The organism is Vibrio limimangrovi, from assembly GCF_054064025.1.
This window is the reverse complement of sequence record NZ_JBSUGF010000015.1, coordinates 58,505-83,196: the sequence shown is the minus strand read 5'-3', so window position 1 is coordinate 83,196 and position 24,692 is coordinate 58,505. Positions and strand designations below refer to the sequence as shown.

15 protein-coding genes are annotated in these 24,692 nt (G+C 46.2%); 12 read left to right on the top strand and 3 right to left on the bottom strand.

The features are described 5' to 3' along the window. The first annotated feature begins 4 nt into the window (after window positions 1–4). From ACWYU8_RS18955 to tldD, 9 genes are all read left to right on the top strand, one after another. Window positions 5–4,423 carry a DUF6701 domain-containing protein gene (locus tag ACWYU8_RS18955; protein WP_457521304.1) on the top strand — a complete coding sequence of 1,473 codons (4,419 nt, stop codon included), beginning with the start codon at window positions 5–7 and terminating at the stop codon, window positions 4,421–4,423. A gap of 152 nt (window positions 4,424–4,575) precedes the next feature. Next, a complete protein-coding gene (locus ACWYU8_RS18950; RefSeq protein WP_014233099.1) occupies window positions 4,576–5,619 on the top strand; it encodes a rod shape-determining protein in 1,044 nt (347 codons plus the stop codon). A 147-nt stretch (window positions 5,620–5,766) separates the two neighbouring features. Continuing rightward, on the top strand, window positions 5,767–6,669 hold the full coding sequence (gene mreC, locus ACWYU8_RS18945) for a rod shape-determining protein MreC (RefSeq protein WP_457521302.1): 903 nt from the start codon (window positions 5,767–5,769) through the stop codon (window positions 6,667–6,669). After that, window positions 6,659–7,147: a rod shape-determining protein MreD gene (gene mreD / locus ACWYU8_RS18940; RefSeq protein ID WP_457521300.1), complete on the top strand. Its 489-nt coding sequence runs from the start codon at window positions 6,659–6,661 to the stop codon at window positions 7,145–7,147. The genes mreC and mreD overlap by 11 nt, the downstream gene beginning before the upstream one ends. A gap of 4 nt (window positions 7,148–7,151) precedes the next feature. After that, window positions 7,152–7,721 (top strand): Maf family protein, encoded by a 570-nt coding sequence (locus ACWYU8_RS18935; protein ID WP_457521298.1) that lies wholly within the window; start codon window positions 7,152–7,154, stop codon window positions 7,719–7,721. Between the two features lie 18 nt (window positions 7,722–7,739). Continuing rightward, complete coding sequence (gene rng / locus ACWYU8_RS18930) at window positions 7,740–9,209, top strand: ribonuclease G (protein ID WP_457521296.1); 1,470 nt, start codon at window positions 7,740–7,742, stop codon at window positions 9,207–9,209. Window positions 9,210–9,220: 11 nt separating this feature from the next. Continuing rightward, a complete protein-coding gene (locus ACWYU8_RS18925; protein ID WP_457521294.1) occupies window positions 9,221–13,099 on the top strand; it encodes a YhdP family protein in 3,879 nt (1,292 codons plus the stop codon). 37 nt (window positions 13,100–13,136) lie between these two features. Continuing rightward, window positions 13,137–13,958 carry a carbon-nitrogen hydrolase family protein gene (locus tag ACWYU8_RS18920; RefSeq protein ID WP_457521293.1) on the top strand — a complete coding sequence of 274 codons (822 nt, stop codon included), beginning with the start codon at window positions 13,137–13,139 and terminating at the stop codon, window positions 13,956–13,958. Between the two features lie 11 nt (window positions 13,959–13,969). Continuing rightward, window positions 13,970–15,415: a metalloprotease TldD gene (gene tldD, locus ACWYU8_RS18915; RefSeq protein WP_457521291.1), complete on the top strand. Its 1,446-nt coding sequence runs from the start codon at window positions 13,970–13,972 to the stop codon at window positions 15,413–15,415. Window positions 15,416–15,707: 292 nt separating this feature from the next. Here tldD and ACWYU8_RS18910 read toward each other — a convergent pair whose 3' ends face one another. Continuing rightward, window positions 15,708–17,084, bottom strand: a complete 1,377-nt coding sequence (locus tag ACWYU8_RS18910) for a PhoH family protein (RefSeq protein WP_457521289.1) — start codon at window positions 17,082–17,084, stop codon at window positions 15,708–15,710. 565 nt (window positions 17,085–17,649) lie between these two features. On the opposite strand from ACWYU8_RS18910, the gene rapA reads away from it, so the two are divergent. Then, window positions 17,650–20,559 (top strand): RNA polymerase-associated protein RapA, encoded by a 2,910-nt coding sequence (gene rapA, locus ACWYU8_RS18905; RefSeq protein ID WP_457521288.1) that lies wholly within the window; start codon window positions 17,650–17,652, stop codon window positions 20,557–20,559. Window positions 20,560–20,636: 77 nt separating this feature from the next. Here the strand turns inward: rapA and ACWYU8_RS18900 are convergent, their stop codons facing one another. Further along, the gene (locus ACWYU8_RS18900; RefSeq protein WP_457521286.1) at window positions 20,637–21,905 is read right to left on the bottom strand and encodes an NRAMP family divalent metal transporter; all 1,269 of its coding nucleotides are present in this window, start codon (window positions 21,903–21,905) and stop codon (window positions 20,637–20,639) included. Window positions 21,906–22,294: 389 nt separating this feature from the next. On the opposite strand from ACWYU8_RS18900, the gene rluA reads away from it, so the two are divergent. After that, window positions 22,295–23,047, top strand: coding sequence for a bifunctional tRNA pseudouridine(32) synthase/23S rRNA pseudouridine(746) synthase RluA (gene rluA, locus ACWYU8_RS18895; protein ID WP_457521284.1), 753 nt, complete (start codon window positions 22,295–22,297; stop codon window positions 23,045–23,047). Between the two features lie 33 nt (window positions 23,048–23,080). Further along, a complete protein-coding gene (locus ACWYU8_RS18890; RefSeq protein ID WP_457521282.1) occupies window positions 23,081–24,043 on the top strand; it encodes a D-2-hydroxyacid dehydrogenase in 963 nt (320 codons plus the stop codon). 56 nt (window positions 24,044–24,099) lie between these two features. Here the strand turns inward: ACWYU8_RS18890 and yjgA are convergent, their stop codons facing one another. After that, window positions 24,100–24,627, bottom strand: coding sequence for a ribosome biogenesis factor YjgA (gene yjgA, locus ACWYU8_RS18885; protein WP_457521281.1), 528 nt, complete (start codon window positions 24,625–24,627; stop codon window positions 24,100–24,102). Between the last annotated feature and the right edge of the window lie 65 nt (window positions 24,628–24,692).

Here is a 24,692-nt window from a genome sequence, read left to right as displayed (position 1 = left end):
AAAAATGAATAAATGGCTCAAATTCGCAGCAGTCCTCTTTGCCGTTAGCGTTTCGAATACCGTTCTTGCGAAGCAGATTAAATCGGGGGCGGAATGTGAGGTTTTTGGCAATAAAAACTTTTCTGTGAGTTTTACTGTCGAGGGCGGGAGTTCTGCTTATCAGTCGGTATATTTTCAGCACAATGGAGCTCATCCTGATGACGTTGCCTGGTATACACATCAGTCAAGAGCTGACTCTTGGGATAAACATTATCATTTTAATGAGCAATCTCTGCTGAAAGACAAAACTTACGAAGTCGAGATTTTTCATAATCCCTCTAATAACTTATCGAAATACTATCGACGAATTAAAGGTCAGTCAGATTGGCATTTAGTTGCAACGATGAATAAAGACATGAAAAACGGTAAGTTGCTTGTGCAAACCGAGGGATATGATATCTCCAATGTTCGTTGTGATGCCGATGCTACTGAGCCAGTGACTAATTGGTTGGTACCTGACAATGTCTGCGAATCGTTTCCTGAGCCAATTCAAGGATGGAAGCAGGCAGAGAGTAAACTCATCGTGACTAACTCGGAAGTGAGAGCGTTAGGTTGGTCCTCTGAGTATCTTGCGGATAGTCAAAATAGGTACACGCAAGAAGCCAACGGCCAAAGTTGGCAAACACTAAGAATAGGTTTTGATTCAGGAGATCAAGCTTGGCAACTTTATCAGAACTCAAATTCAAAGGTTTGTGACGAAAAGATGGGATGTTTACCGGACGATGCCAAGTCAGGAGGTGGTGACGGTCTTGTTGAAACACGCAAAGCGAACAAACCTACGCCAATTACAAAATCTTTTAGTTCTGGTCGCGATCTGGTTATTCGCATGCAAAACACTGATGCGAACTTCTATGAAAAAGTGTGCTCGTCAGGTTCGGATGCGTGTTCGTTCAGTGAGACTGATGGCAAGGTTGTTATTCGCCTGAAACGTGATCTGAAGAGCTTGGATATTAATGGCTATAACACCAATAAGACGGTAGATCTACAGTTGGATGGGCAACGAACCATTGAAGAATTTGTTTATGACTCAGGCTATGATCTATCCCTTTACTTCAGTGACAATGCGAAACTCACAGTAAAAACATTTAAAAATATAGGCTCAAACCCGAAACTTATTTTCGGCAGTAATGTGACATTTAATGTTGTCGGTACGAACCAACCTGTTGGATCTAACTTGAGTACGGACTTTAAACTTGAGGATGCCTATTTTGATTATCGAACCGCTCAAGAAGAACTCATTTTACCTGTGATTTATGGGCCACAGGCGAGCTTTCATTTTAAGACGGCATCAGGTCAAGTATTCAAAGGCTTTATTCTGGCTAAGAGTATCGTGCTCGATACCAGTGAGCACATTTACGGCGCGGTCACCAGTCTATGGTTAGACATGAGAGGTTCAACTAAAGTTGTAAAGCCTAATTACCCTGAAGCGTGTTGGATGCCTCCTCAGCCACAGCAATGTTCATTATTGCCGGAAGAAAATTTCAATTCAGGTTCACTGTCAAACTGGTCAGTCATGGGTTTTGGTACCAGTGACGAGCCCCATGTCACTGATGGACGTTTCATTTTAAACTCCAATAAGAAATATCAGGCCACTGCTTCCGCGTACAATTATACATTTCCAGCAGACAAAAATTATTTAGAGATTGAGTTTGATCACTATGCTTACGGCGGGAATGGTGCCGATGGGGTTGCGTTAGTGATTTCTGACGCGAGTGTCCCTCCTAAGACTGGCGCATTTGGTGGCCCTCTTGGATACGGGATGAAGCTTAAGAGTTATCCAAATTCGGATGTGTCCGAAGATGCGGAAGGCTTCGCTGGTGGTTGGCTAGCTGTTGGTATTGATGAGTACGGCAACTTCAGGCGAGAAGGTGGTGAAAAAGTTACGTTATCTGCTATTTCAGATAACGTCGTGGTGCGTGGTTCTGGTGCTAGAGATAGCAATGGTAAGTGGCTAAAAGGCTACCCGTTTATTACTGAGAAAAAGTACAGCGGTTCTTTGGATAACCGAAGAGATAAACTGCATCGTTATAAAGTGGTTCTAAACTCACGTAACTCCGATACTGTGACGTTAGCTGTATTTCGAAAAGTAGGAAAAAATGGCGGATGGGATCGAGTCATCGATGAGTTTGACGTTTTAGATAAAGGCGGCTTTAGCTATAAACCAGAAAACTTCCGCCTATCGGTAACGGCTTCAACAGGTTATGACACGAACACGCATGCGGTCGATAACTTCCAAGTTTGTGCGGATGAATATCAAAAAATCACGAACGGTGTACATCACTTCGAGTTTGACTATTCTGGCTCTGGCAGCACTTGTCAAACTTCTGATGTAACACTTCGCGCATGTATGAATGAGAGTTGCACGGAACAGTACCCTCGAGATACTTATAACGACGGGAGTTCAACACCGCTCTCCGTGACGCTGCTTCCATCAGTTGGGAACAACGTTGCTAACTGGGTTGATGGCACAATTGTTAAGTTTGAAAATGAAACGCAACTGGAGCTTCAAGGTTCAAGAGCAGGGCAAGTTACACTAGGTGTGGCTCAAAGTTCTGTTCCACAGTTTGGTTTTGAAGGGGCACGTTGTCGCATCAACGGTGGGCCATTATCTGCGGCTAACTGCAATGTAACTTTTTCTCAAAGCGTTCTTGCTGTGAATGTGAGTGATGTTGTGGCTAGCCGACAGACAGATGGGGGAGACTATCTGTCATTTTGCTCAACTCGTTCGGAAGAAAATGGTGAGTCTCGTGGTGTAAATATGTCCATTGATTATGAGGTAGCACCAGTGGACCGTTCGCAACCAGTTTCGATTACTTATCAGAAAAAGGTTGGAGATAATGCTCCGCAATGGAGCTCATCGATCGACTTGACGAAGAGTAGCGTGTATTTGCCAAATGTTTACTTTGACGGAAATGGCAAAGCGTTCTTTAAGCTTAAATATGCTGAAGCTGGTCAAGTGAAACTGAAGGCGAGTGTTGACGGTGTTAATGACTCTGAAGGCTTTGGTAGCTTTGTCAGCTTCCCTGCTCGACTTGAATTAAGCGCAATAAGTGGCAACAAAAATGGCGCATGCATCAATAGTGAGTCCGGTTGCTTAAGCGGTTTTGTTGCTGCGGGTGAGGTTTTTGATTTGACGGTTACTGCGTATCAGGATGATGGGTCAGTAGCCGAAAACTATCAAGAGAACAGTATTGCAATCAGCAATAGCGTTAAGTATCCGTTGACAGGTTCGACAGCCAATCTTCTGAATGATGAGTTACCTGAGACGAGTAACTGGTCTCGCGGTAGCGTTAAGCTGGATCAAGCTGTGTCTGAAGTCGGCGCGTTTGAATTTAGCGCGAAAGCTCCTGTTGCAATAGACGAAAATGGTGATGAGCTGGGTAAATCTCTGTACCTTGGTAGTAAAGCCTTTAAAATCCAAGACGGCAAGTTAACGGTAGGTCGTTTCTATCCTGAACATTTTGTAGTGACAGATACAAATTGGGACTACGCTGATAATCAAGGTGAGTCTGCTTACATGGGACAAAACTTTGAATCAGTGGCTTTTGAAGTTACGGCGTACAACGCTAACGGTCAACAAACACAAAACTATGGTGATTTTGCTGACGCATTGAAAGCCGATTTCTATTTATCTGGCGAGTACTCTGAGAGGCTCAATATCCTCGATTCTGATTTGACGAGTAAAAATTGGTCTGGGGCTGTATGGCGTAAAACTTGGGATAACTCCGTTAATTGGAGTAAGACAATTAAGGTCGATGGTCCATTTAACTCGAAAGTTGCTTCAGATAGTTCAACAAAATCATCAATCGCATTGTGTCTGAATAATAATGCTGGGGCTAAAACGGCACATATTGATCCTACTTTGTTCCTAGATGAAGGCTTTGATGGCAGTAAACCCCGAAGTGTATATCAACAGCTGTTGTCTCAACCTGACGTACGCTTTGGGCGCGTTGCACTCGATGATATCGGTGGAAACCAAGGGGCGACAGCGCATGTGCCTCTGCGAGTTGAATATTGGAATGGTAGGCGATTTATTGCGAACGCCGATGACAACCAAACGGACGTGAGAGGTGTCACAGCGGCGGAGTTACATATTTGGCCGACAGGTGACGGAGCAAATCCAAAACCGGTCACTTTGGCGGCTGGTGGCAAAGTGGCGTCAGGCACTTCTCGTTCTGTTACTGCAATGCAAGCAGAATCTTACCGCCAACAAACTCGCGTTTGGCTAGACTTAGAGGATTCAGCAAATCGCTTACCTTGGCTGAAATACGATTGGAACAATGATGGCCGTGAAGAAAACCCATCTTCAGTGATCACCTTCGGTATTCATCGTGGTAATGATCGAGTGATTTATCGTGGTGAGCCGGGATTAACCGGGCATTAACAAACTCCTTTTTTTGACCTTAAGTTAGGAAACTGCAAGAAATTGGGGCTTTCCACTCATGTTTGTGTACCAATGCCTTGCTGTAAAAGCGAGGCATTGGTACATTTAGGACAATTTTTGTCTTTAATATTTTTGCAGGATGAACGAAGAGTATGTTTAAGAAACTTCGTGGCATGTTTTCTAACGATTTATCGATCGATTTAGGTACAGCCAACACTCTAATTTACGTAAAGGGGCAAGGTATTGTCCTTGATGAACCTTCTGTAGTTGCTATTCGTCAAGATCGTGTAGGTTCTGCAAAGAGCGTTGCTGCAGTTGGTCATGCCGCAAAGCAAATGCTTGGTCGTACACCCGGTAACATTTCTGCTATTCGTCCGATGAAAGACGGCGTAATTGCTGACTTCTACGTGACTGAAAAAATGCTGCAACACTTCATTAAGCAAGTGCACGATAACAGCATTTTAAAACCAAGCCCACGTGTACTAGTTTGTGTTCCTTGTGGTTCTACTCAAGTTGAACGCCGTGCGATTCGTGAATCTGCTCTAGGTGCGGGCGCTCGTGAAGTTTACCTAATCGATGAGCCGATGGCGGCAGCAATCGGTGCAGGTCTGCGTGTCTCTGAACCGACGGGTTCAATGGTGGTCGATATCGGTGGTGGTACGACTGAAGTTGCGGTTATCTCTCTAAACGGTGTGGTTTACTCCTCTTCTGTTCGTATCGGTGGTGACCGCTTTGATGAAGCCGTTATCAATTATGTGCGCCGTAACTACGGTAGCTTAATTGGTGAAGCGACAGCAGAAAAGATCAAACACGAGATCGGTTCAGCCTACCCAGGTGATGAAGTTCTAGAGATTGAAGTTCGCGGCCGTAACCTTGCAGAAGGTGTGCCTCGTAGCTTCAGCCTGAACTCAAACGAGATCCTGGAAGCGCTACAAGAACCGCTATCTGGCATAGTATCTGCGGTAATGGTTGCACTGGAGCAGTGCCCACCAGAACTGGCTTCTGATATTTCTGAGAATGGTATGGTTCTGACTGGTGGTGGTGCACTACTGAAAGATCTCGATCGTCTACTGATGGAAGAAACGGGTATCCCAGTTGTTATCGCAGAGGATCCACTGACATGTGTGGCTCGTGGTGGCGGTAAAGCACTAGAAATGATCGACATGCACGGTGGCGATCTATTTTCTGAAGAATAAAAGTTTAGGTGAAGCTCAAAATGAGCTTCACCTTCATTTCTGCTCTCTGTAATTCAAACATGCTCCATACCTGAAACTATTCTATGAAAGATTTTAGGTTGCCAATTTAGGCTCAATAACTATGGAAGCAATCAGGTCAAAAACAAGATGAAACCGATCTTTGGCAGAGGCCCGTCTCTGCAATTACGTCTGTTTTTAGCTGTCATCGTGTCGGCGAGCTTAATGCTGGCTGATAGTCGTCTGGACACGTTTTCCAACGTCCGATATTTATTGAACAGTATGGTTGCGCCGATTCAGTATGCGGCGAACTTACCGCGCAGTATGTTCGATGGTGTATTCGAGCGTTTTAACACACGTCAGACGTTGGTTGAAGACAACCGTAATTTAAAGCGAGAAGTGCTACGCCAGAAAAGCGAGCTGATCTTGCTTGACCAGTATAAAGAAGAAAACCAGCGTTTACGTAAGCTCTTAGGCTCTTCATTCGTCCGGGATGAAAAGAAAGTCGTGACAGAAGTGATGGCCGTCGATACGTCACCTTATCGCCATCAAGTGGTGATTGATAAAGGTCAGATCGATGGTGTTTACGTAGGTCAGCCCGTTATCAACGAAAAAGGCATTGTCGGTCAGGTCACGTTTGTTGCCGCGCATAATGCTCGCGTATTGTTGCTGACGGATGCCAAGAATGCGATTCCTGTTCAGGTGATCCGTAATGATATCCGGGTGATTGCATCGGGTAATGGTGAAATAGACGAAATCCAACTGGAACATATTCCGACCAGTACTGATATCCAGGTGGGTGATCTGTTGGTCACATCGGGACTGGGTGGTATTTACCCGGAAGGTTATCCGGTAGCCAATGTCACGAAAGTGGATCACGACACTCGTCAGGAATTCGCTGCGATCAAAGCCGAACCTGTGGTTGAGTTTGATCGTCTGAGATACTTGCTACTTATCTGGCCGAATGAAGATCGTCAGCACAAAGTATTGCAGTCCAACGTGGATGAAGAAGAAGAGCAAGAAGAACAACAAGAGGTAATTGATGGCCAGTAATGTATTTCGTAGCCGAATGGTTATTGGCGTTAGTTTCTTTATTGCGCTGGTGCTACAGACGATTCCCTGGCCGGGAATGCTAGAACTATTTCGTCCGTCGTGGCTGTTTTTGGTGACCTGCTACTGGGTATTAGCGTTACCAAACCGAGTCAATGTCGGTACTGCTTTAATTTTGGGTTTGGTGTGGGACATATTGGTCGGTTCGACGTTGGGCATTCGGGGAATGATGATGTCGATAGTCATCTATCTGGTTGCGCTGAATTTCTTACTGATCCGAAACATGGCGTTATGGCAACAGTCGATTTTGATTGCCTTTTTTACCGTGCTACTGGAACTGTTGGTATTCTTTGGAGAATATTTGAACCAGGACGTAGTATTTAACCCATTATCTCTGTGGACCGCGGCAATAAACTGTATACTTTGGCCATGGATGTTTTTACTAATGCGACGAGTGCGTCGAGCTTGGCACGTCAGGTAATAGTGTGAAAGCAGGCTTATCACTCGTACTCGCTTCGGGCTCTCCAAGAAGAAAAGAGTTGCTTGCTCAATTGGGTTACGACTTTGACATCGTCTTACCTGATGTTGAAGAGGCCAAACAGGCCAATGAGCAGGCGCGTGACTACGTACTGCGTCTTTCTTTGGAAAAAGCTCAGGCAGGCTTAGCTATGGCTAAGCCTGATTCCGTTGTATTGGGCTCTGACACGGTTGTGGTATGCGACGATCAGGTGTTGGAGAAACCCCAAAATTTTGAAGATGCGAAACGTATGCTCACCCGTTTATCCGGACGTCGCCATCAGGTGATGACCGCGGTAAGTGTCGTTTCATCACAACAACAACAGTCAGTAGTAGTCATCACTGACGTATGGTTCAAGCCATTGACGCCCCAAGAAATCGAACAATATTGGCAGTCGGGAGAACCATGCGATAAAGCTGGAAGTTATGGTATTCAGGGACTCGGAGGGCGCTTTGTCACCCGAATCGAAGGCAGTTATCACGCTGTAGTAGGCTTACCTTTGTTCGAAACCGATCAGCTAATTCAAGAATTTTTATAATTATTTTGAGGTGTGCACATGAGTGCTGAATTGCTGCTAAACGTGACCCCGAGTGAAACTCGAGTGGCCATGATTGAAGGTGGAGTACTGCAAGAAGTTCATATCGAGCGCGAATCCCGTCGCGGTATCGTAGGCAATATATACAAAGGCAAAGTCAGTCGCGTACTGCCAGGTATGCAGGCGGCTTTTGTTGATATCGGTTTAGACAAAGCGGCGTTTCTGCATGCGTCTGATATCGTACCGCATACAGAGTGCGTCGCTGAAAACGAAAAACAGCAGTTTCAGGTCCGCGATATTTCTGAGTTGGTTCGTCAGGGCCAGGATATCGTCGTGCAAGTGGTTAAAGATCCGCTTGGTACAAAAGGTGCACGTTTAACTACTGATATTACACTCCCTTCCCGTTATCTGGTTTTCATGCCGGGAGCAAGCCACGTCGGTGTATCTCAACGTATTGAAAGTGAACGTGAACGTGAGCGTTTGAAGAAAGTCGTCAATCAATACTGTGATGAACATGGTGGCTTCATTATCCGTACCGCGGCAGAAGGTGCCGATGAGAAAGAGCTTTCTCAGGATGCGGCATTTTTAAAACGCTTATGGCTGAAAGTCATGGAACGTCGTTCTAAATACAAAACACGTTCTACGCTTTATGGTGAACTGGGGCTCGCTCAGCGTATATTGCGTGATTTTGTCGGAACGGAACTGGATAAGATTTTGGTCGATTCACGTCTGGAATACGACAACCTGCAAGAATTCACTTCTGAATATGTACCAGAACTCACCGATAAACTTGAGCTGTATGAAGGTGATAAACCTATCTTCGATATGTACGATACGGAGAACGAAATCCAGCGTTCATTGGAGCGTAAGGTTGAGCTTAAGTCTGGTGGCTATCTGATCATCGACCAAACAGAAGCGATGACGACGATTGATATCAATACGGGCGCGTTTGTTGGTCGTCGCAATTTAGAAGAGACGATCTTCAACACTAATATTGAAGCCACTCAGGCAATTGCACGTCAGCTGCGCTTGCGCAATCTCGGCGGCATCATCATTATCGACTTTATCGATATGTCATCAGAAGAGCATCGTAAGCGAGTACTCACGTCACTGGAAACCGCATTATCTAAAGACAGGGTCAAAACCAACATTAACGGCTTTACTCAGCTGGGTCTGGTTGAGATGACCCGTAAACGCACGCGTGAAAGTATTGAACATATTCTCTGTTCTGGTTGTCCTACTTGTGAAGGTCGCGGAACGGTTAAAACGGTAGAAACCGTATGTTTCGAGATTCTGCGTGAGATTACTCGAGTCAACCGGGCATACGATGCAGACAACTTTGTTGTTTACGCTTCTCCGTTCGTTGCAGAAGCGCTTCTTGGTGATGAATCACATGCGTTGGCAGAACTCGAGGTCTTTATTGGTAAGCAAGTTCGAATTCAGGCTGAGCCCCTGTACATTCAGGAACAGTTTGACGTCGTAATGATGTAATTGGGACATTTGTGAATTCTGGTTTTAACCGTTTGGGGCGTTTTTGTGCGTGGAGCTTAGCCACTGTTTTAGTTGTCGTCGCCATTGTTGTGACGACACTTCGCGTTGCATTACCACAACTTGACCATTTCCAGGATGAGATCAAAACCTGGGTCAGACAAAGTTCAGGTTTTGACTTTTCTATCTCCAGCGTTGCTGGTTCATGGCGAAACAGCCATCCATCGATTAACTTAATCGGCCTGAAAGCCAAGCTACCTAATAATCAGGACGTGCGCTTTGCGGTGGATGAGATTCAAATTGAATTTGATTTAATTCAGTCTTTCCTTCAGTTCAAACCGGTTGTGGCGGACCTGACTATCCACAATTTGGCGCTGGATATTCGCAGCGTGAGCATTTTGCCCGATGCCGAAACTCAACATCCTGTCCTGACGGCAGAAAAGAGTGAAGTGAAGCTTATCGACCAGTTAGACTCACTTCTGCTGCGTCAGTTTGAAGACTTCACCATCACAGATTCACGTATCTGGTATAAATCCGTTTCTGGGGAAACCAGACGACTGGATATCGATCAACTTCGTTGGAGCAATCAGGGGAAGCGGCACTTAGCAGAAGGTACGGTCAGTATTTCAGATGCTAATATTAATTCTCTGTTAGTCAATGCTAACTTCAGAGACCATGGCTCATTGCGTGATGTCTCGGGAGAGTTTTATATCAGCGCACAAGACGTCTCTGTCGCACCCTGGCTGACCAGTTATATGCAGAGCGAGTCAGGTGTAGAGTCGGGCAAAGTGAGCCTGAACACCTGGTTAACCCTGAAGCACAGCCAGCCCAGAGATGCTTATGTTGAGTTACAGCCTTCTGAGTTAGTCTGGAATGAAAATGGCAGTCATCAACTATTCATCGAATCTGGTTTCTTTAAACTGTTACCAGATAAAGAAGGCTGGAAAGTGAATGGTCACTCACTTCAACTCCGAACAGATGATAAATCCTGGCCAGAACTGGATGTGGCGTTTGATTGGCAGCCTTCCGGGTGGATGCTCAATCTGTCTCAAATTGATATTGAGTCTGTCACGCCGCTGATCAAGCTTGCCCCAGAGTCTGAATCAACCAGTGACCTCATCAGCCAGTTACAACCTAAAGGGCTAGTGGAAGACATCCGCCTATCGATGACTGGCGGCTTAGACACGTTGCGTTATTCCGCTGAACTGGATGAACTAGGCTTAACACAGTGGAAGTTACTACCCGGTTTTCATCATGTTCAGGGCACCGTATCTGGAGATGTGAATCAGGCCCAAGCGAAGGTAACGGTTATTGACGATGTCTTGCCTTATGGCGATGTGTTTCAGGCACCACTGAATATTAAGCAAGGCGAAGTTGATATCGTATGGCAGAAAGATGACCAAGGCTGGCGCTTGTGGGCAGATAAGGTGACTGCTGCAACGCCGGATCTACAGGTGTTGGGTGCTTTTCGCCTGGACTTCCCGAAAGATAGCAGCCCATTCTTGTCATTTTATGCCGAAGCGGATCTTTACAATGCAGGTGAAACCTGGCGTTACTTACCAACCTTAGCTTTAGGGCAAGATCTCACCGATTATCTCTCTACCGCGATTCAAGGCGGTAAAGTCAATACTGCAAAGCTATTGTGGTACGGAGAACTTGGTGACTTTCCATATCAAGAACACAATGGCATGTTTCAGGCGTGGGTTGGGCTAAAAGACGCGAAATTCAGTTTTGATACCGCATGGCCAACCATCACTGATTTACAGCTGGATTTGTTGTTTGAAAATGATGCCATGTACCTGGATTCAAAATCAGCAACACTGGACGGTGTTACCGCTAAGCGAATCACGGGCCGAATTCCGCAATTGGCTCCGGACGGACATATTGAAATTGAAGCCAAAGCCAGTGCGCCGGGTAACGAAGTCCGTGACTATATGATGGCAACGCCATTGGTGGATTCAGTTGGCGCGGCATTGACCGCTTTACAAGTCAGTGGTCCGGTTTATTCCGAGTTCCAGCTTAATATTCCTTTTCATGCAGGAACAGAGGCAAGAGCGTGGGGCTATGCCGATCTAGAAGATAATCGAGTCGATATAGAGTCTCCACCAATGACGCTGGAAAAGGCGACAGGGCGGATTAATTTTGATAACGATGTGGTAACGACTTCGGGTCTCGCAGCTGAGTTATTAACACAACCGATCTCTCTGGATTTTCGTGGTGAAAGCTCAGATCAAGGCTATGACGTTACTATCGATACTTTGGGTGATTGGGACGTTGAACCACTCAAACCTTACCTTGGAGAACGTTGGCTGAACCTAGTTTCTGGTCATGCGCCATGGCAAATGGATATCGATTTGCAGCTCAATGATGTTGGATTTACTTATCAGGTTGATGTGTTAGCTGAGCTCAATCGTCTGGCAAGTCAGTATCCATATCCTCTGGCGAAAAAAGAGGGTAAATCAGGGCAGGCGAAGTTGCAGGCCTCTGGCAATCAGGAAAGTATCTCGGCTCGCTTAGAAATCCCAAATGCAAAATATCAGACTGAGATTGATATCTCCGGTGAGGCCCCGGTCTTAACGGCCACTCACCTGACGCTTGGGCAGGGCGGATTCAGAATGAGCCCAATTACGGGGCATGATGCTTCCATTCAGCTCGACGAAATTGATCTGGATAAATGGCTTGAACTGGCAAAAGTGCCAACCAGTGATGCACGTTCTGTGCTCTCTAATATGAAAACGCCGACTATCCCTTTGCCATCTCGTATCGAACTCAATGCGCAGAGTGTCAAGCTTGGCAAGATTGAATTTCACGACGTTGATTTCAGTGCCAGCAAAAAGAACTTAAGCTGGCAGATGCAGGTGAACAGCCAAGAAGTGAAAGGAAAAGCGAATTACCTTACGCCTGACAATTTGTCGGTGTCACTGGATCGTCTTCATTTGTACATCCCGGACTATGAGAAAATAGCAAAAGAGCGGACCTCTATTTTTGCTCGTGAAGATCAAAGTGCACCGCTAATCACTGATTTTGACCGTCAGTTTCATGCTGAGATGCCAAACTTAAGCTTGAAGATTGATGATTTTTGGCTGCAAGGTTACAAAGTTGGCAAAGTGAACGTTGACTTACAGCGTCATGGTGACCGTATGGAGTGGAAAAATATCACCTTCAGTAGCGGGAAAAACCGTATTGATATGAGCGGCTGGTGGGATCTGAATAATGAACACAGCCATTCTAATCTGATCATGAAAATTAAGGGTGATAACAACACGGATCTTATGGAGCGTTTTGGCATAACTTCTGGTATTCAGCAGGCTCCCTTCGAGATTAATGCCAACATGGAATGGGACGGTGCCCCTTGGTCTATGAAGACTCAAACATTACAAGGTGATGTATCAACAGAGTTCGGAAAAGGGGTGATCAGTGAAGTAAGCGGTGCCGCGCGTCTGCTAGGTTTATTCAGTCTTGATTCTATTATTCGCAAGATGCAGCTCGATTTTACCGACGTGTTTGATAAAGGCATGGCTTTCAATTCGATCACTGGCACGGGCAAAATTCAGGATGGTGTGTTTATCACCAATGATATAGTGATGGATGCGCTGGCGGGGGAAATGCAAATTCGTGGTATCGCAAATGTCAGCAGTAGAATGGTAGACGCTGAAGTAAAGTTCACTCCGGATATTACCTCTGGGATACCAATGTTGACAGCATTCGCGGTAGCGCCTCAGACGGCCTTGTATGTTCTGGCTATCTCCACCGTGATTTCACCAGTGGTTGAGGTCTTTACTCAAGTTAATTACGAAGTAAAAGGGCCTCTTGATTCGCCGACAGTAAAAGAAATATCACGCAGTAAGGGTGAATATAAACTGCCTGAAAAGCTGCGAGAGCAGACCAAATAATCACGCTTATTTAATCAAGGTAAGGAAAAGGTAGCACATGGAACGTGTTGGTATCATTCAAATGACTTCGGGACCAGATATCGAAGAAAATCTGGCGTTTATCGACGAGCAGTGTGCTTTGGCAGCAAAGCAGGGTGTAAAACTCGTGCTAACGCCGGAAAATTGTGTGTTGTTTGCCAGCCGTGAAGAGTACCATCAACATGCTGAGCCGCTCGGCAGTGGCGCGATTCAACAGCGTCTGGCTGATATCGCCAAACATCACCAACTGACTCTGATTGTGGGCAGTATGCCTATTCAAGCCGCTCGGGGTGTCACGACCACTACACTGGTTCTACCGCCTCATGGTAAGTGTATTGCCCACTATGACAAACTACACATGTTTGACGTTGAAGTAGCAGACGGGCATGGTAGTTACCGTGAATCCGATACATTTACGGCGGGCAATCAAATTGTTGTCGCAGAAACAGATATCGGCAGTATTGGCCTGAGTATTTGCTATGACGTGCGTTTTCCTGAATTATACAAAGAGCTGCGTTTGGCGGGGGCTGAGGTTATTGTCGTCCCCGCAGCCTTTACGGCGGTTACCGGTGAAGCTCACTGGGAAATATTGTTACGCGCTCGCGCTATAGAAACCCAGTGCTGGGTTCTGGCCAGTAACCAAACCGGCACACATCCTGGTGGTCGTAAAACATGGGGGCATTCCATGGTTATTGACCCGTGGGGGCGGATACATAAACAACTTCAAGGCCAGGTAGGATTGTTGGTGGCTGAGATAGATTTGTCACAAAGCCAGCAAGTAAGGCAGAATATGCCGCTGACTCAACACAGTCGCTTTCAAAATGAATTGAGACGGAAATAAAAGAGCTAACTATGAGCACAAACCAAATAGAACAGGCACTCATCGCCCAAAACGGTCTGACAGAGCAAGACATTGCTGACACATTAGCGAGTATTGCAACACGCCAGATCGATTATGCGGACATTTACTTTCAGTCCAGCTGGCATGAGTCTCTGGTTCTGGAAGACAGCATCATCAAAGACGGCTCTTTTAATATTGATTGCGGTGTCGGCGTTCGTGCGGTGACCGGCGAAAAAACTGGTTTTGCTTATTCAGACCAGATTAATCTCGAAGGTCTTAAGCAAAGTGCTATCGCAGCGCGCGGCATTGCCCAGCAAGGACAAAATGGTAAGGTTCAGGCATTTCAACGCACTGATAACCAAACTTATTATGCGGCGGTTAACCCACTGGCTGGCTGGGAAAAGCAGCAAAAAACTGAATTGCTCAAATCGCTCGATGCCTATATCCGCACGAAAGAACCGCTGATCAAAGAAGTATCTATCAGCATAAGTGGTGTGCACGAACAAATGTTAGTTGCAGCGACGGACGGTACGTACGCTGGAGATATCCGCCCGTTAGTGCGCCTTTCTATTAGTGTATTAGCTCAGAAAGGTGATCGCCGTGAACGCGGTAGTGCTGGTGGCGGTGGTCGTTTTGGTTACGATTTCTTCCTTTCTGAAACGGATGGAGTGAAGCAGGCGTTCCATTATGCTGACGAAGCGATTCGCATGGCTTTGGTTAATCTAGAAGCAGAAGCGGCACCTGCTGGTATGATGCCTGTAGTGCTTGGCTCTGGCTGGCCGGGTGTTTTGCTGCACGAAGCGGTAGGCCACGGTCTGGAAGGTGATTTCAACCGCAAGGAGTCGTCGGTATTCTCAGGCAAAATGGGGCAGCAAGTTACCTCACCGCTTTGTACTATTGTCGACGATGGCACTCTAAAAGATCTGCGTGGTTCATTGAACGTGGATGATGAAGGTGTGAATGGTCAGTACAATACACTGATCGAAAATGGTGTGTTGAAAGGCTACATGCAAGACAAGCTGAACGCGCGCCTGATGGGTGTGAAGCCTACAGGTAACGGCCGCCGTGAGTCTTACGCGCACCTGCCAATGCCGCGCATGACCAACACTTACATGTTGCCGGGTCAACACACGCCTGAAGAGATTATCTCGACAGTGAAGAAGGGGTTGTATGCGCCAAACTTTGGTGGTGGTCAGGTCGATATTACTTCAGGTAAATTTGTGTTTTCAGCTTCAGAAGCTTACTTGATTGAAGACGGTAAAATTACGCGTCCGGTGAAAGGTGCAACACTGATTGGTTCAGGTATTGAGGCAATGCAGCAAGTTTCAATGGTTGGTAATGATCTTAGCATCGACAAAGGCGTGGGCGTGTGTGGTAAAGCAGGACAAAGTGTCCCTGTCGGTGTTGGTCAGCCTACGTTGAAGCTTGACTCACTGACGGTTGGTGGGACGGAATAGACAAGGTTCGAGGCTGATAAGGTTCTAGGATCCTAGGTTCTAGGTCCTAGATGGTGCTTATTGGGATTACAGATTACAGATTACGGGGAACGGAATATAGACTCGATTCCTTCGCGTACTCTTTATTCCGTGAGCGAAGCGCTCCGTATTCAACTTATTTAATCGTCATTCCAGAGAACCAAAGCATCAACGATCAATCCTAGGACCTAGTCACCTAGAGCCTAGGATCTTTCTTAAGCGAAGTGTCCAGTTTTTCCTAGGCCCTAGTCTCCCAGAACCTAGGATCTTCAGTTTACATATTCTCTTCAGCAAACTCTGCCAGACGGCTACGAACCACGCCGTTAAGGTGAATGTTTGCACTGCCTTCAAAGTTCTTAAAGCGTTCAACCATGTAGGTCAAGCCTGAAGTCACAGGTGTGAGGTAGTGAGAGTCAATCTGCGCCAGGTTACCGGAACAGACAATCTTAGTGCCTTCGCCACAGCGGGTGATGATGGTCTTGATTTGCGAAGCGGTTAAGTTCTGACACTCATCGAGAAGCACGAACGCATTTTGAATCGAACGGCCGCGCATAAAGTTAATCGACTTAAACTGAATGTTGGCTTTATCGCAAATGTACTTCATTGAGCCTTCTGTACAGTGATCATTTTTATGCAGCGCTTCCAGCGTATCGGTGACCGCCGCCAACCACGGCATCATTTTCTCCTCTTCAGTGCCAGGCAGGAAACCAATGGATTCGCCAATATCTGGTGTATTGCGCGTTACGATGATTTTATCGAACATCTTCTTCTCGATGGTCTGCTCAAGTGCTGCTGCCATGGCTAACAGTGTTTTACCACTACCTGCCGCACCCGTGAGAATCACTAAGTCAATATCAGGGTCGAGCAATGCATCTAGGGCCATCGCCTGATAGATGTTTTTCGGGGTAATATCCCAGGCGCGACGATGCATCATACGTTCACGGCTGAGATCAAGTAACGTTAGCTTATCGTCATCGATGGTTTCAACGCGGGCTGCAAAGTCGCTATCTTCATCAATCACATACTGGTTAAGGAATGTTGGGTCAAACGGTTCTCGGCTCAGTTTATGGTAGGTTTTTCCGCCCAGAGCATAGCTGTCGACCTCGTCAATACCACTCCAGAAATCCCCTTCACGTAGCTGAAAGCCTTTGGTTAGGTATTGAACATCATCAATCAGTTGGTCTGTTCGGTAATCTTCAACATAGCGTACGCCAGCTCCTTTGGCACGAAGACGCATGTTGATGTCTTTAGTCACCAGCACCACTTCACGTGGGGCACGTTTGTTTTGCAGATAAAGCACTGCATTGAGAATGCGGTTGTCACCGGCTTTGTCGGCGAAGGCTTTGACGGTTTCCTGCAATTCAAAATCCGCCAAAATGGAAATAGAACCTTGTTCTGGGCTGTCTTTCGATACCGGAATGCCTTCTGAAATTTCATCTGGCGTGGCATCTTTAAACATGTCTTCCAGCGCACGAATTGCAACACGTGCATCTCGTGCAACATCACGTTTGCTGTCTTTAATTCGGTCGAGCTCTTCCAAAACGGTCATAGGTATGACGACATCGTGTTCTTTGAAAGAGAATATAGCGAAGGGTTCGTGAAGAAGGATATTGGTATCAAGTACAAACAGTTTCCGATCGGTATCGCCCATAGCGTCTCCTTGCCAAAAAAGTGGCTTTGCTTGCGAATTGTTCTGCCATGTAAAGTGTGAAATGGCCTAACTCTGATTGCTTGCAATAGAGGTTGTCGGACTATCGTCGGTTAGTGCGCAACCGAGTAGCAAGACAACTTATGCAAACCCGTGTTGATCCTAATCGTGTACCTATGCGTCTAATTTACATGCGATGGTATATGCAATGAATTTAAACGCTCCTAATCAAAAGTATACGTAATATTTGCCTGTGGCAACTTAATAATTGCCACGAGTTTTTTACAATTTGATTGCAGCATAAATTTGGGAAAAAAAGTTTCCGCTTGGCGCGGTTTCGGCGTGACCTAAATCACAGCTTAAAGTAATATTAGCGACCTTTTCTGGGCACAAGCGAAGGCCAATTTATCATGTTGAGCGGGCTTAAAATGGTTCAGCTAATAAGTGGCATGACAAGTTCGATAGGCGTAGCAGAAGCCAGAATCAGATCTAAACTATTATCCATGCCATGGGCATGAGTAGACCAACAGAAATACGAATCAAGAATTAATAACGAGGTAGTCAATTCATGACATTTGCTTTGGGGCAGCGCTGGATTAGCGATACGGAAAGCGATTTAGGTTTAGGTACAGTAGTCGCGATGGATGCTCGTACTGTGACATTGATGTTCGCAGCATCAGAAGAAAACCGAGTTTACGCACGTAATGATGCACCTGTTACCCGAGTCACGTTTAACGTTGGTGATGTTATCGATTGCCAGGAAGGTTGGTCTCTGAAAGTCGAAGAAGTGCTGGAAGATGAAGGTCTGTATACCTACTTCGGTACTCGTGAAGACACACAAGAAACGGCGGTGGTGCTGCGTGAAATCTTCCTGAGCAACCACATTCGTTTCAACAAACCTCAAGATAAGTTGTACGCGGGTCAAATCGACCGTATGGACAACTTTGTTCTGCGTTACCGTGCGTTAACCAATCAGTTTGAACAACATAAGAGCCCAATGCGTGGTCTTTGCGGTATGCGTGCGGGCTTGATCCCTCACCAGCTTTATATTGCCCATGAAGTTGGGCGTCGCCACGCACCACGTGTGCTATTGGCGGATGAAGTAGGTCTGGGTAAAACCATCGAAGCGGGCATGATCATTCACCAACAGGTATTGTCAGGTCGTGCCGAACGTATTCTGATCGTGGTGCCAGAAACCCTGCAACACCAATGGCTGGTTGAAATGATGCGTCGCTTCAACCTTCACTTCTCCATCTTTGATGAAGAGCGCTGTATCGAAGCATTCGCGGATGCAGAAAACCCATTTGATACCCAGCAATATGTATTGTGTTCATTGGATTTCCTACGTAAGAGCCGTAAGCGTTTTGAGCAAGCTCTGGAAGGTGAGTGGGATCTGTTGGTTGTCGATGAGGCACACCATCTAGAGTGGAGTCAGGACAAGCCAAGCCGTGAATACCAGGTCGTTGAAGGCTTGGCGGAACGTACACCAGGCGTATTGCTACTCACCGCGACGCCTGAACAGTTAGGTCGAGAGAGCCACTTCGCTCGTCTGCGCCTGCTTGATTCAGATCGTTTCTACGATTACGAAGCGTTTGTTGAGGAAGAAGAGCAATACGCTCCGGTTGCCGATGCGATTACGGCACTGTTCTCTGGCGAAAAACTGCCTGATGAAGCTAAAAACCAGATCACGGAATTGTTGTCTGAGCAGGATGTTGAGCCACTGTTCCGTATTATCGAAAGCGACAGTGACGAAGAGTCGAAAGCGTCGGCACGTCAGGAGCTTATCGACAACCTGATGGATCGTCATGGTACTGGCCGTGTTCTGTTCCGTAACACACGTGCTGCAATCAAGGGCTTCCCGGTGCGTAATGTGCACTTAATGCCGATGGATATTCCGCAGCAGTACAGCACGTCAATGCGTGTAGCCGGTATGATTGGCGGCAAGATGAGCTCTGAAGCGCGTGCGATGAAAAACCTTTACCCAGAAGAAATCTTCCAGGAGTTTGAAGGTGATGATTCAAGCTGGTGGCAATTCGACTCGCGCGTGAACTGGCTACTTGAAAAAGTAAAAGAGAAACGCAGTGATAAGATTCTGGTGATTGCTTCTCGCGCGAGTACGGCTTTGCAACTAGAGCAGGCATTGCGTGAACGTGAAGGCATCCGTGCGACAGTTTTCCACGAAGGCATGTCAATTATTGAGCGTGATAAAGCAGCCGCTTACTTCGCGCAAGAAGAGGGCGGCGCACAGGTTCTTATCTGTAGCGAAATCGGCTCAGAAGGTCGTAACTTCCAGTTTGCTAACCAGTTAGTGATGTTCGATTTGCCGTTCAACCCTGATTTGCTTGAACAGCGTATTGGCCGTTTAGACCGTATCGGCCAAAACCGCGACATCGATATTCATGTCCCTTACCTGAAGGGGACTTCGCAAGCGATTCTTGCACGTTGGTTCGACGAAGGTTTGAATGCGTTTGCTGAGACCTGTCCGACTGGCCGTGCGGTTTACGATAAGTACTCAGATGCTTTGATTGAGATTCTGGCATCCGGTGACACCAGTGAACTGGATGACATCATTGAAGAATCAGCGAAAATGAACAAACAGCTGAAGTCTCAATTAGAACAAGGTCGTGACCGTCTATTGGAAATGCACTCAAACGGTGGCGAGAAAGCGCTGCAAATTGTTGAGAAAATTTCCTCAACCGATGGCGATACCAATCTGGTCACGTTTGCTCTGTCACTGTTCGATACGATTGGTTTGAATCAGGATGACAAAGGTGAAAACGCACTGGTTGTGACGCCGTCTGAACACATGATGGTGCCAAGTTACCCTGGTCTTCCTTATGAAGGCGCAACCATCACGTTTGATCGTGAAACCGCACTGTCTCGCGAAGACATGCACTTTATCAGTTGGGAGCATCCAATGATTCAGGGTGGTATCGATCTTCTGATGAGTGAAGGTGTCGGTACATCAGCGGTTTCGTTGCTGAAAAATAAAGCGCTGCCTGTAGGAACCATTTTGCTTGAGTTAATTTACGCTGTGGATGCACAGGCACCAAAACGCAGTGGTATTGCTCGCTTCCTGCCGAGAACGCCAATCCGTCTGATGATGGATGCGCGTGGTAACGACTTATCTTCGCAAGTTGAGTTTGAAAGCTTCAACCGTCAGCTTAGTCCGGTAAACCGCCACCTTGGCAGCAAGCTTGTAACGTCAGTGCAAAAAGAGGTGCACCGTCTGATCGAGTCAGGTGATGTGCTTATTGAACAGAAAGTGGCAGAGGTGCGCAAACAGGCTCAGCAAGATATGCAGCAAAGTCTGAATTCAGAGCTTGAACGTCTACAAGCGCTGAAAGCGGTTAACCCGAACATTCGTGATGAAGAGATTGAAGCGATTGACGAGCAGATCAAGGAGCTAACGGGTTACATCAACCAAGCTCAGGTTCAGCTTGATTCACTGCGTCTGATTGTGGTTAGCCACAACTAATCAGCAGCATTCCAACCAATTAGAAAAGGCCTTCAATGAAGGCCTTTTCTTAATCAAAAAATTTTAACTGGTATGAATTACATCAACCATTTCCACCAAATAAACAGCCCCAGGAAGCTAAACAGGTAAATCAAACCAGCAATTGATAGCCACTTCAGTTTACGTCCTACTGCCAATGGTTTAGGCAAATCTGTCTTACTCACCAATATGTAGTTCAGTAGCGCAAAGAATGGTGTAGTCATGAACGCCAGAATCATCGCAAAGTTCAGCATTGGCAAAAGTGCCGAAGCCCAGAAGATCACAATACCTAATGCAACTAGAGAAACCACCAACATGATGGCCGACGTTACTTTAGGGTTGGCGTCTGGTTGTGAGCGCAGCAGACGTTGAGAATCAGAAATAACACGCGAGTAGCCATCAATCACGGTAATTGTACTGCCGAAAATACAGAAGAACGCAATCACTGCAATCAGGTAACGAGACCATTCACCAATGGTTGACGCATACAAGCCGACAAGCTGGTGGGAAAAGCCCACACCAGAACTTTTTAGCTCAACACCTGAGCCATGCAGCATCAGCGATCCCAGTGCTAAAAAGACAATCGCAAGAATCGCGGTACCGATGTAGCCGACGTTGAAATCAAACAGCGCAGAACGAGGAGTCACTTCTTGCACACTGGCTTGACGCTTTAACCAAGCAGAGGTTAAACACGAAATTTCTATCGGGGCAGGCATCCAGCCCATCGTCACAACGATAAAACCAATAGCAGCAATAGTCCAAGGTGAAGGTGGCTCGAAGTTCGCCACTTGCTCTACTGGGTTACCAAACGCGATAGCGACGGCGAGCAGAGTTGCAATCGTCAGTACTGACATGATGACTTTAGATAGAGTATCTAGTGCTTTGTAGTGACCAGCAAAAAGAATGAGCAGACACGTCGCAATGACAATCATGCTCAGCGACGCCATGGATAACGAAAATGGAATGAAGTAACCGAGCAGGCTGGCACTGAACATCAACAGAGCAGCGGTATTTATAATCGCAGATACAACGCTTAAGAACAGAAATACCCAAAGGTAATGGCGCCCTAACTTAGAGTAACCTTCAACCAGAGTATTGCCTGTCCCCATTGTGTATTGCACGCCCGCACGGAAAAATGGGTATTTAAAAAAGTTAACCAGCAGGATTAGAGCCGCGAGTTGCCAGCCATAAATCGCACCAGCTTTGGTTGATGCAACAAGGTGGGAGCCACCAACGGCTGCCGAGGCCATAAGAATGCCGGGACCAAGTGAGCGAAATAGTGTGGATAATTTGGATGGGGGTGGCGGTGTTGATATGGCAGAATCCATGCTTCGTGTCCTTGTTTTTTTATTTTTCCCAAGTGAACTTGGGTGAGCACCTCACAGCATTATTTCGGAAAATGGAGAAGTAATGACGTTAAGCGCAGCAGTAATGTTTTGCAAATGATGTGTTTGAACCTGAATGTATTTATTTTTGTATGTTTAATGTTGAGGTTTCAAGGATATGAAGCCTCAGGAATAGCAGGTTTTCACTAGCACTCTATAAACTTATTGCTTATCTTGTCAAACTAAATTTACATGCTGGTATTTCCTACTTTTGTTGTGGTTATTGACTTTTGTTTTGTTTTTAATTTGTTAGGTTGAAATTTCAAATTGAATGCGTTTTTGACGAGGTCTCGCTATAATCGCGGCGTTTTTATTTTCTAGAGATTCCGCCAATGGCAATGCTTGAATATACGCCTCCCACAGACCCTTGGATTGACATCGTTTTTGAGGATGAACATATCTTGGCTGTGAACAAGCCATCTGGTCTGTTATCCGTACCGGGACGTCTTGCCGAGCATCACGACAGTATGTGGAGCCGACTACAAGAACAATATCCTGATATTCAAGTGGTACATCGTTTAGATATGTCTACTTCGGGGCTGATGGTCTTTGCGAAGAATAAGCGTGCGGAAAGTGCATTAAAAAAGCAGTTCCAGTTTCGTCTAACGCATAAGATCTACTATGCCCGTGTTTGGGGGCATATTGAGCAACAAGAAGGTGAAATCGATTTGCCTTTAATCTGTGACTGGCCAAACCGCCCATTACAGAAAGTTTGTTTTGACGATGGCAAACCATCAAAGACACTCTACCAGGTTGCTAAGTTAGAAGAACATTCAAATGGTGCGAAGACGACGATCGTGCGTCTGCTACCCATTACAGGTCGTTCTCATCAGTTGCGAGTTCACATGCAAGCACTTGGCCATCCCATTGTTGGTGATGAGTTCTACGCAACGGACGAGGCGAAAGCATTTTCAGAGCGTCTCGAACTGCACGCAGCAGAATTGAGCTTTTACCATCCTAAAAGTCATTGGTTGCGCAGTATTTTTGTACCTTGTGACTTTTACCCGCAAGCGGAAGAGATGATCTTTGACTATTTCGACCCAGAGCGTAAATTACCAGATTACAAAACACTGCCACGCCCATAAATTTCTTCTAAGGCAGTGAAAAAAGGAGCCTTTATGTCACTGCCTAAAGTGGTCTTTCTGGACCGAGCAACCATCCCTGCCCATATTCAGATGCCGAGTCCTAACTTTGAGCATGAGTGGGTGGAGTATGGTCTCACTTCACCTGAGCAAGTCGTTGAGCGACTGACTGATGCTGATATTGTCATCAGTAATAAAGTCATTCTTGATCAGCAAGTGCTGAGTCAATTACCTAAACTACGCATGGTGGCCGTAGCCGCAACTGGCTTCAACAACGTTGATGTGGATTACTGCGCAAACCACAATATTGCTGTTGCGAATGTGCAAGGTTATGCGACGCGTTCTGTCCCTGAACATGTGATTGCTATGTTGTTCGCATTGCGCCGCAATCTGTTTGGTTACCACCAGGATATCGCAGCAGGTGAATGGCAACGAAACAAGCAGTTCTGTTTTTTTACTCATTCCATTGGTGATATTGGTGGCAGCACATTAGGTGTGATTGGCAGCGGTACATTAGGCCAGGCGACCGCTCAATTAGCGCAAGCTCTTGGAATGACGGTGCTGTTTGCTGAGCGCAAGGGAGCGACAAACTGCCGACCGGGTTATATTCCATTTGAAGATGTTCTAAAGCAATCGGATGCGATTTCGCTGCATTGTCCATTGAACGAGCATACACGTAATCTGATTGGTCAGGCTGAATTACAACAAATGAAGCCAACTGCGGTGCTAATCAACACGGGACGTGGTGGTCTGGTTGATGAATCAGCAGTGGTTGATGCGCTGAAAAATGGAGAGATTTCTGCAGCGGGGTTCGATGTATTCACTCAAGAGCCAGCAGATGAAACAAACCCTCTAATTGCGAACATGTCGATGCCGAATCTCCTGCTGACGCCTCATGTTGCTTGGGGCAGTGATTCTGCTATACAGCGCTTGGTCGAAATTTTGATTGAAAATATTAATGCGTTTGAGCGCGGAGAACGTGTGAACCGTTTAGTCTAAAAAGTAAGAATAAAAAAGCAGACGATGATGTCTGCTTTTATCGTTTTTGCCACGAATTACATTTCTTCTTCGTTCAGCGCTTTAAGGATTTGGAAAATCTCGCGGTATGCTTTTGCTGGTTTTCCTGACGATTTCTCTTTCGCAGCCTGACGAGCAAGCTGGCGAAGGCGTTGACGATCCGCTTCAGGATAAAGTTCCACTACGTCATCAATCGCTTTATCACCTTCTGCTACTACGCGATCACGCAATATCTCCAGCTTGTGAAAGACGGCCGTTAATTGAGAGTGCTTGTTACGAATTTTATCCAGTGCTGCCTGGATTGGCTCTGGGTCTTCATAACGCATCAACTTTCCGATACGTTGCAATTGGCGACGACGCGCTTCGTTTTTAAAGCGTTGTGCATCCGCAATTGCTTCTCGCAGATCTTCGCTCAATGGAACCTTCTCCAGAACTGACGGCTTTAGGCCTACAAGCTCTTCGCCCAGTTTTTGCAGCTCTTCCATGTCTCGCTTCATCTCGGATTTACTTACCCAGATGATCTCTTCTTCTGGTTCCCATGGCGCTTTTTGATTCTTACGTGCCATTTCTGTTGCCTGTGTTTTGATTAATATTATGACTATTTTAACAAGAATCGTGGGGAGAAAGCGAA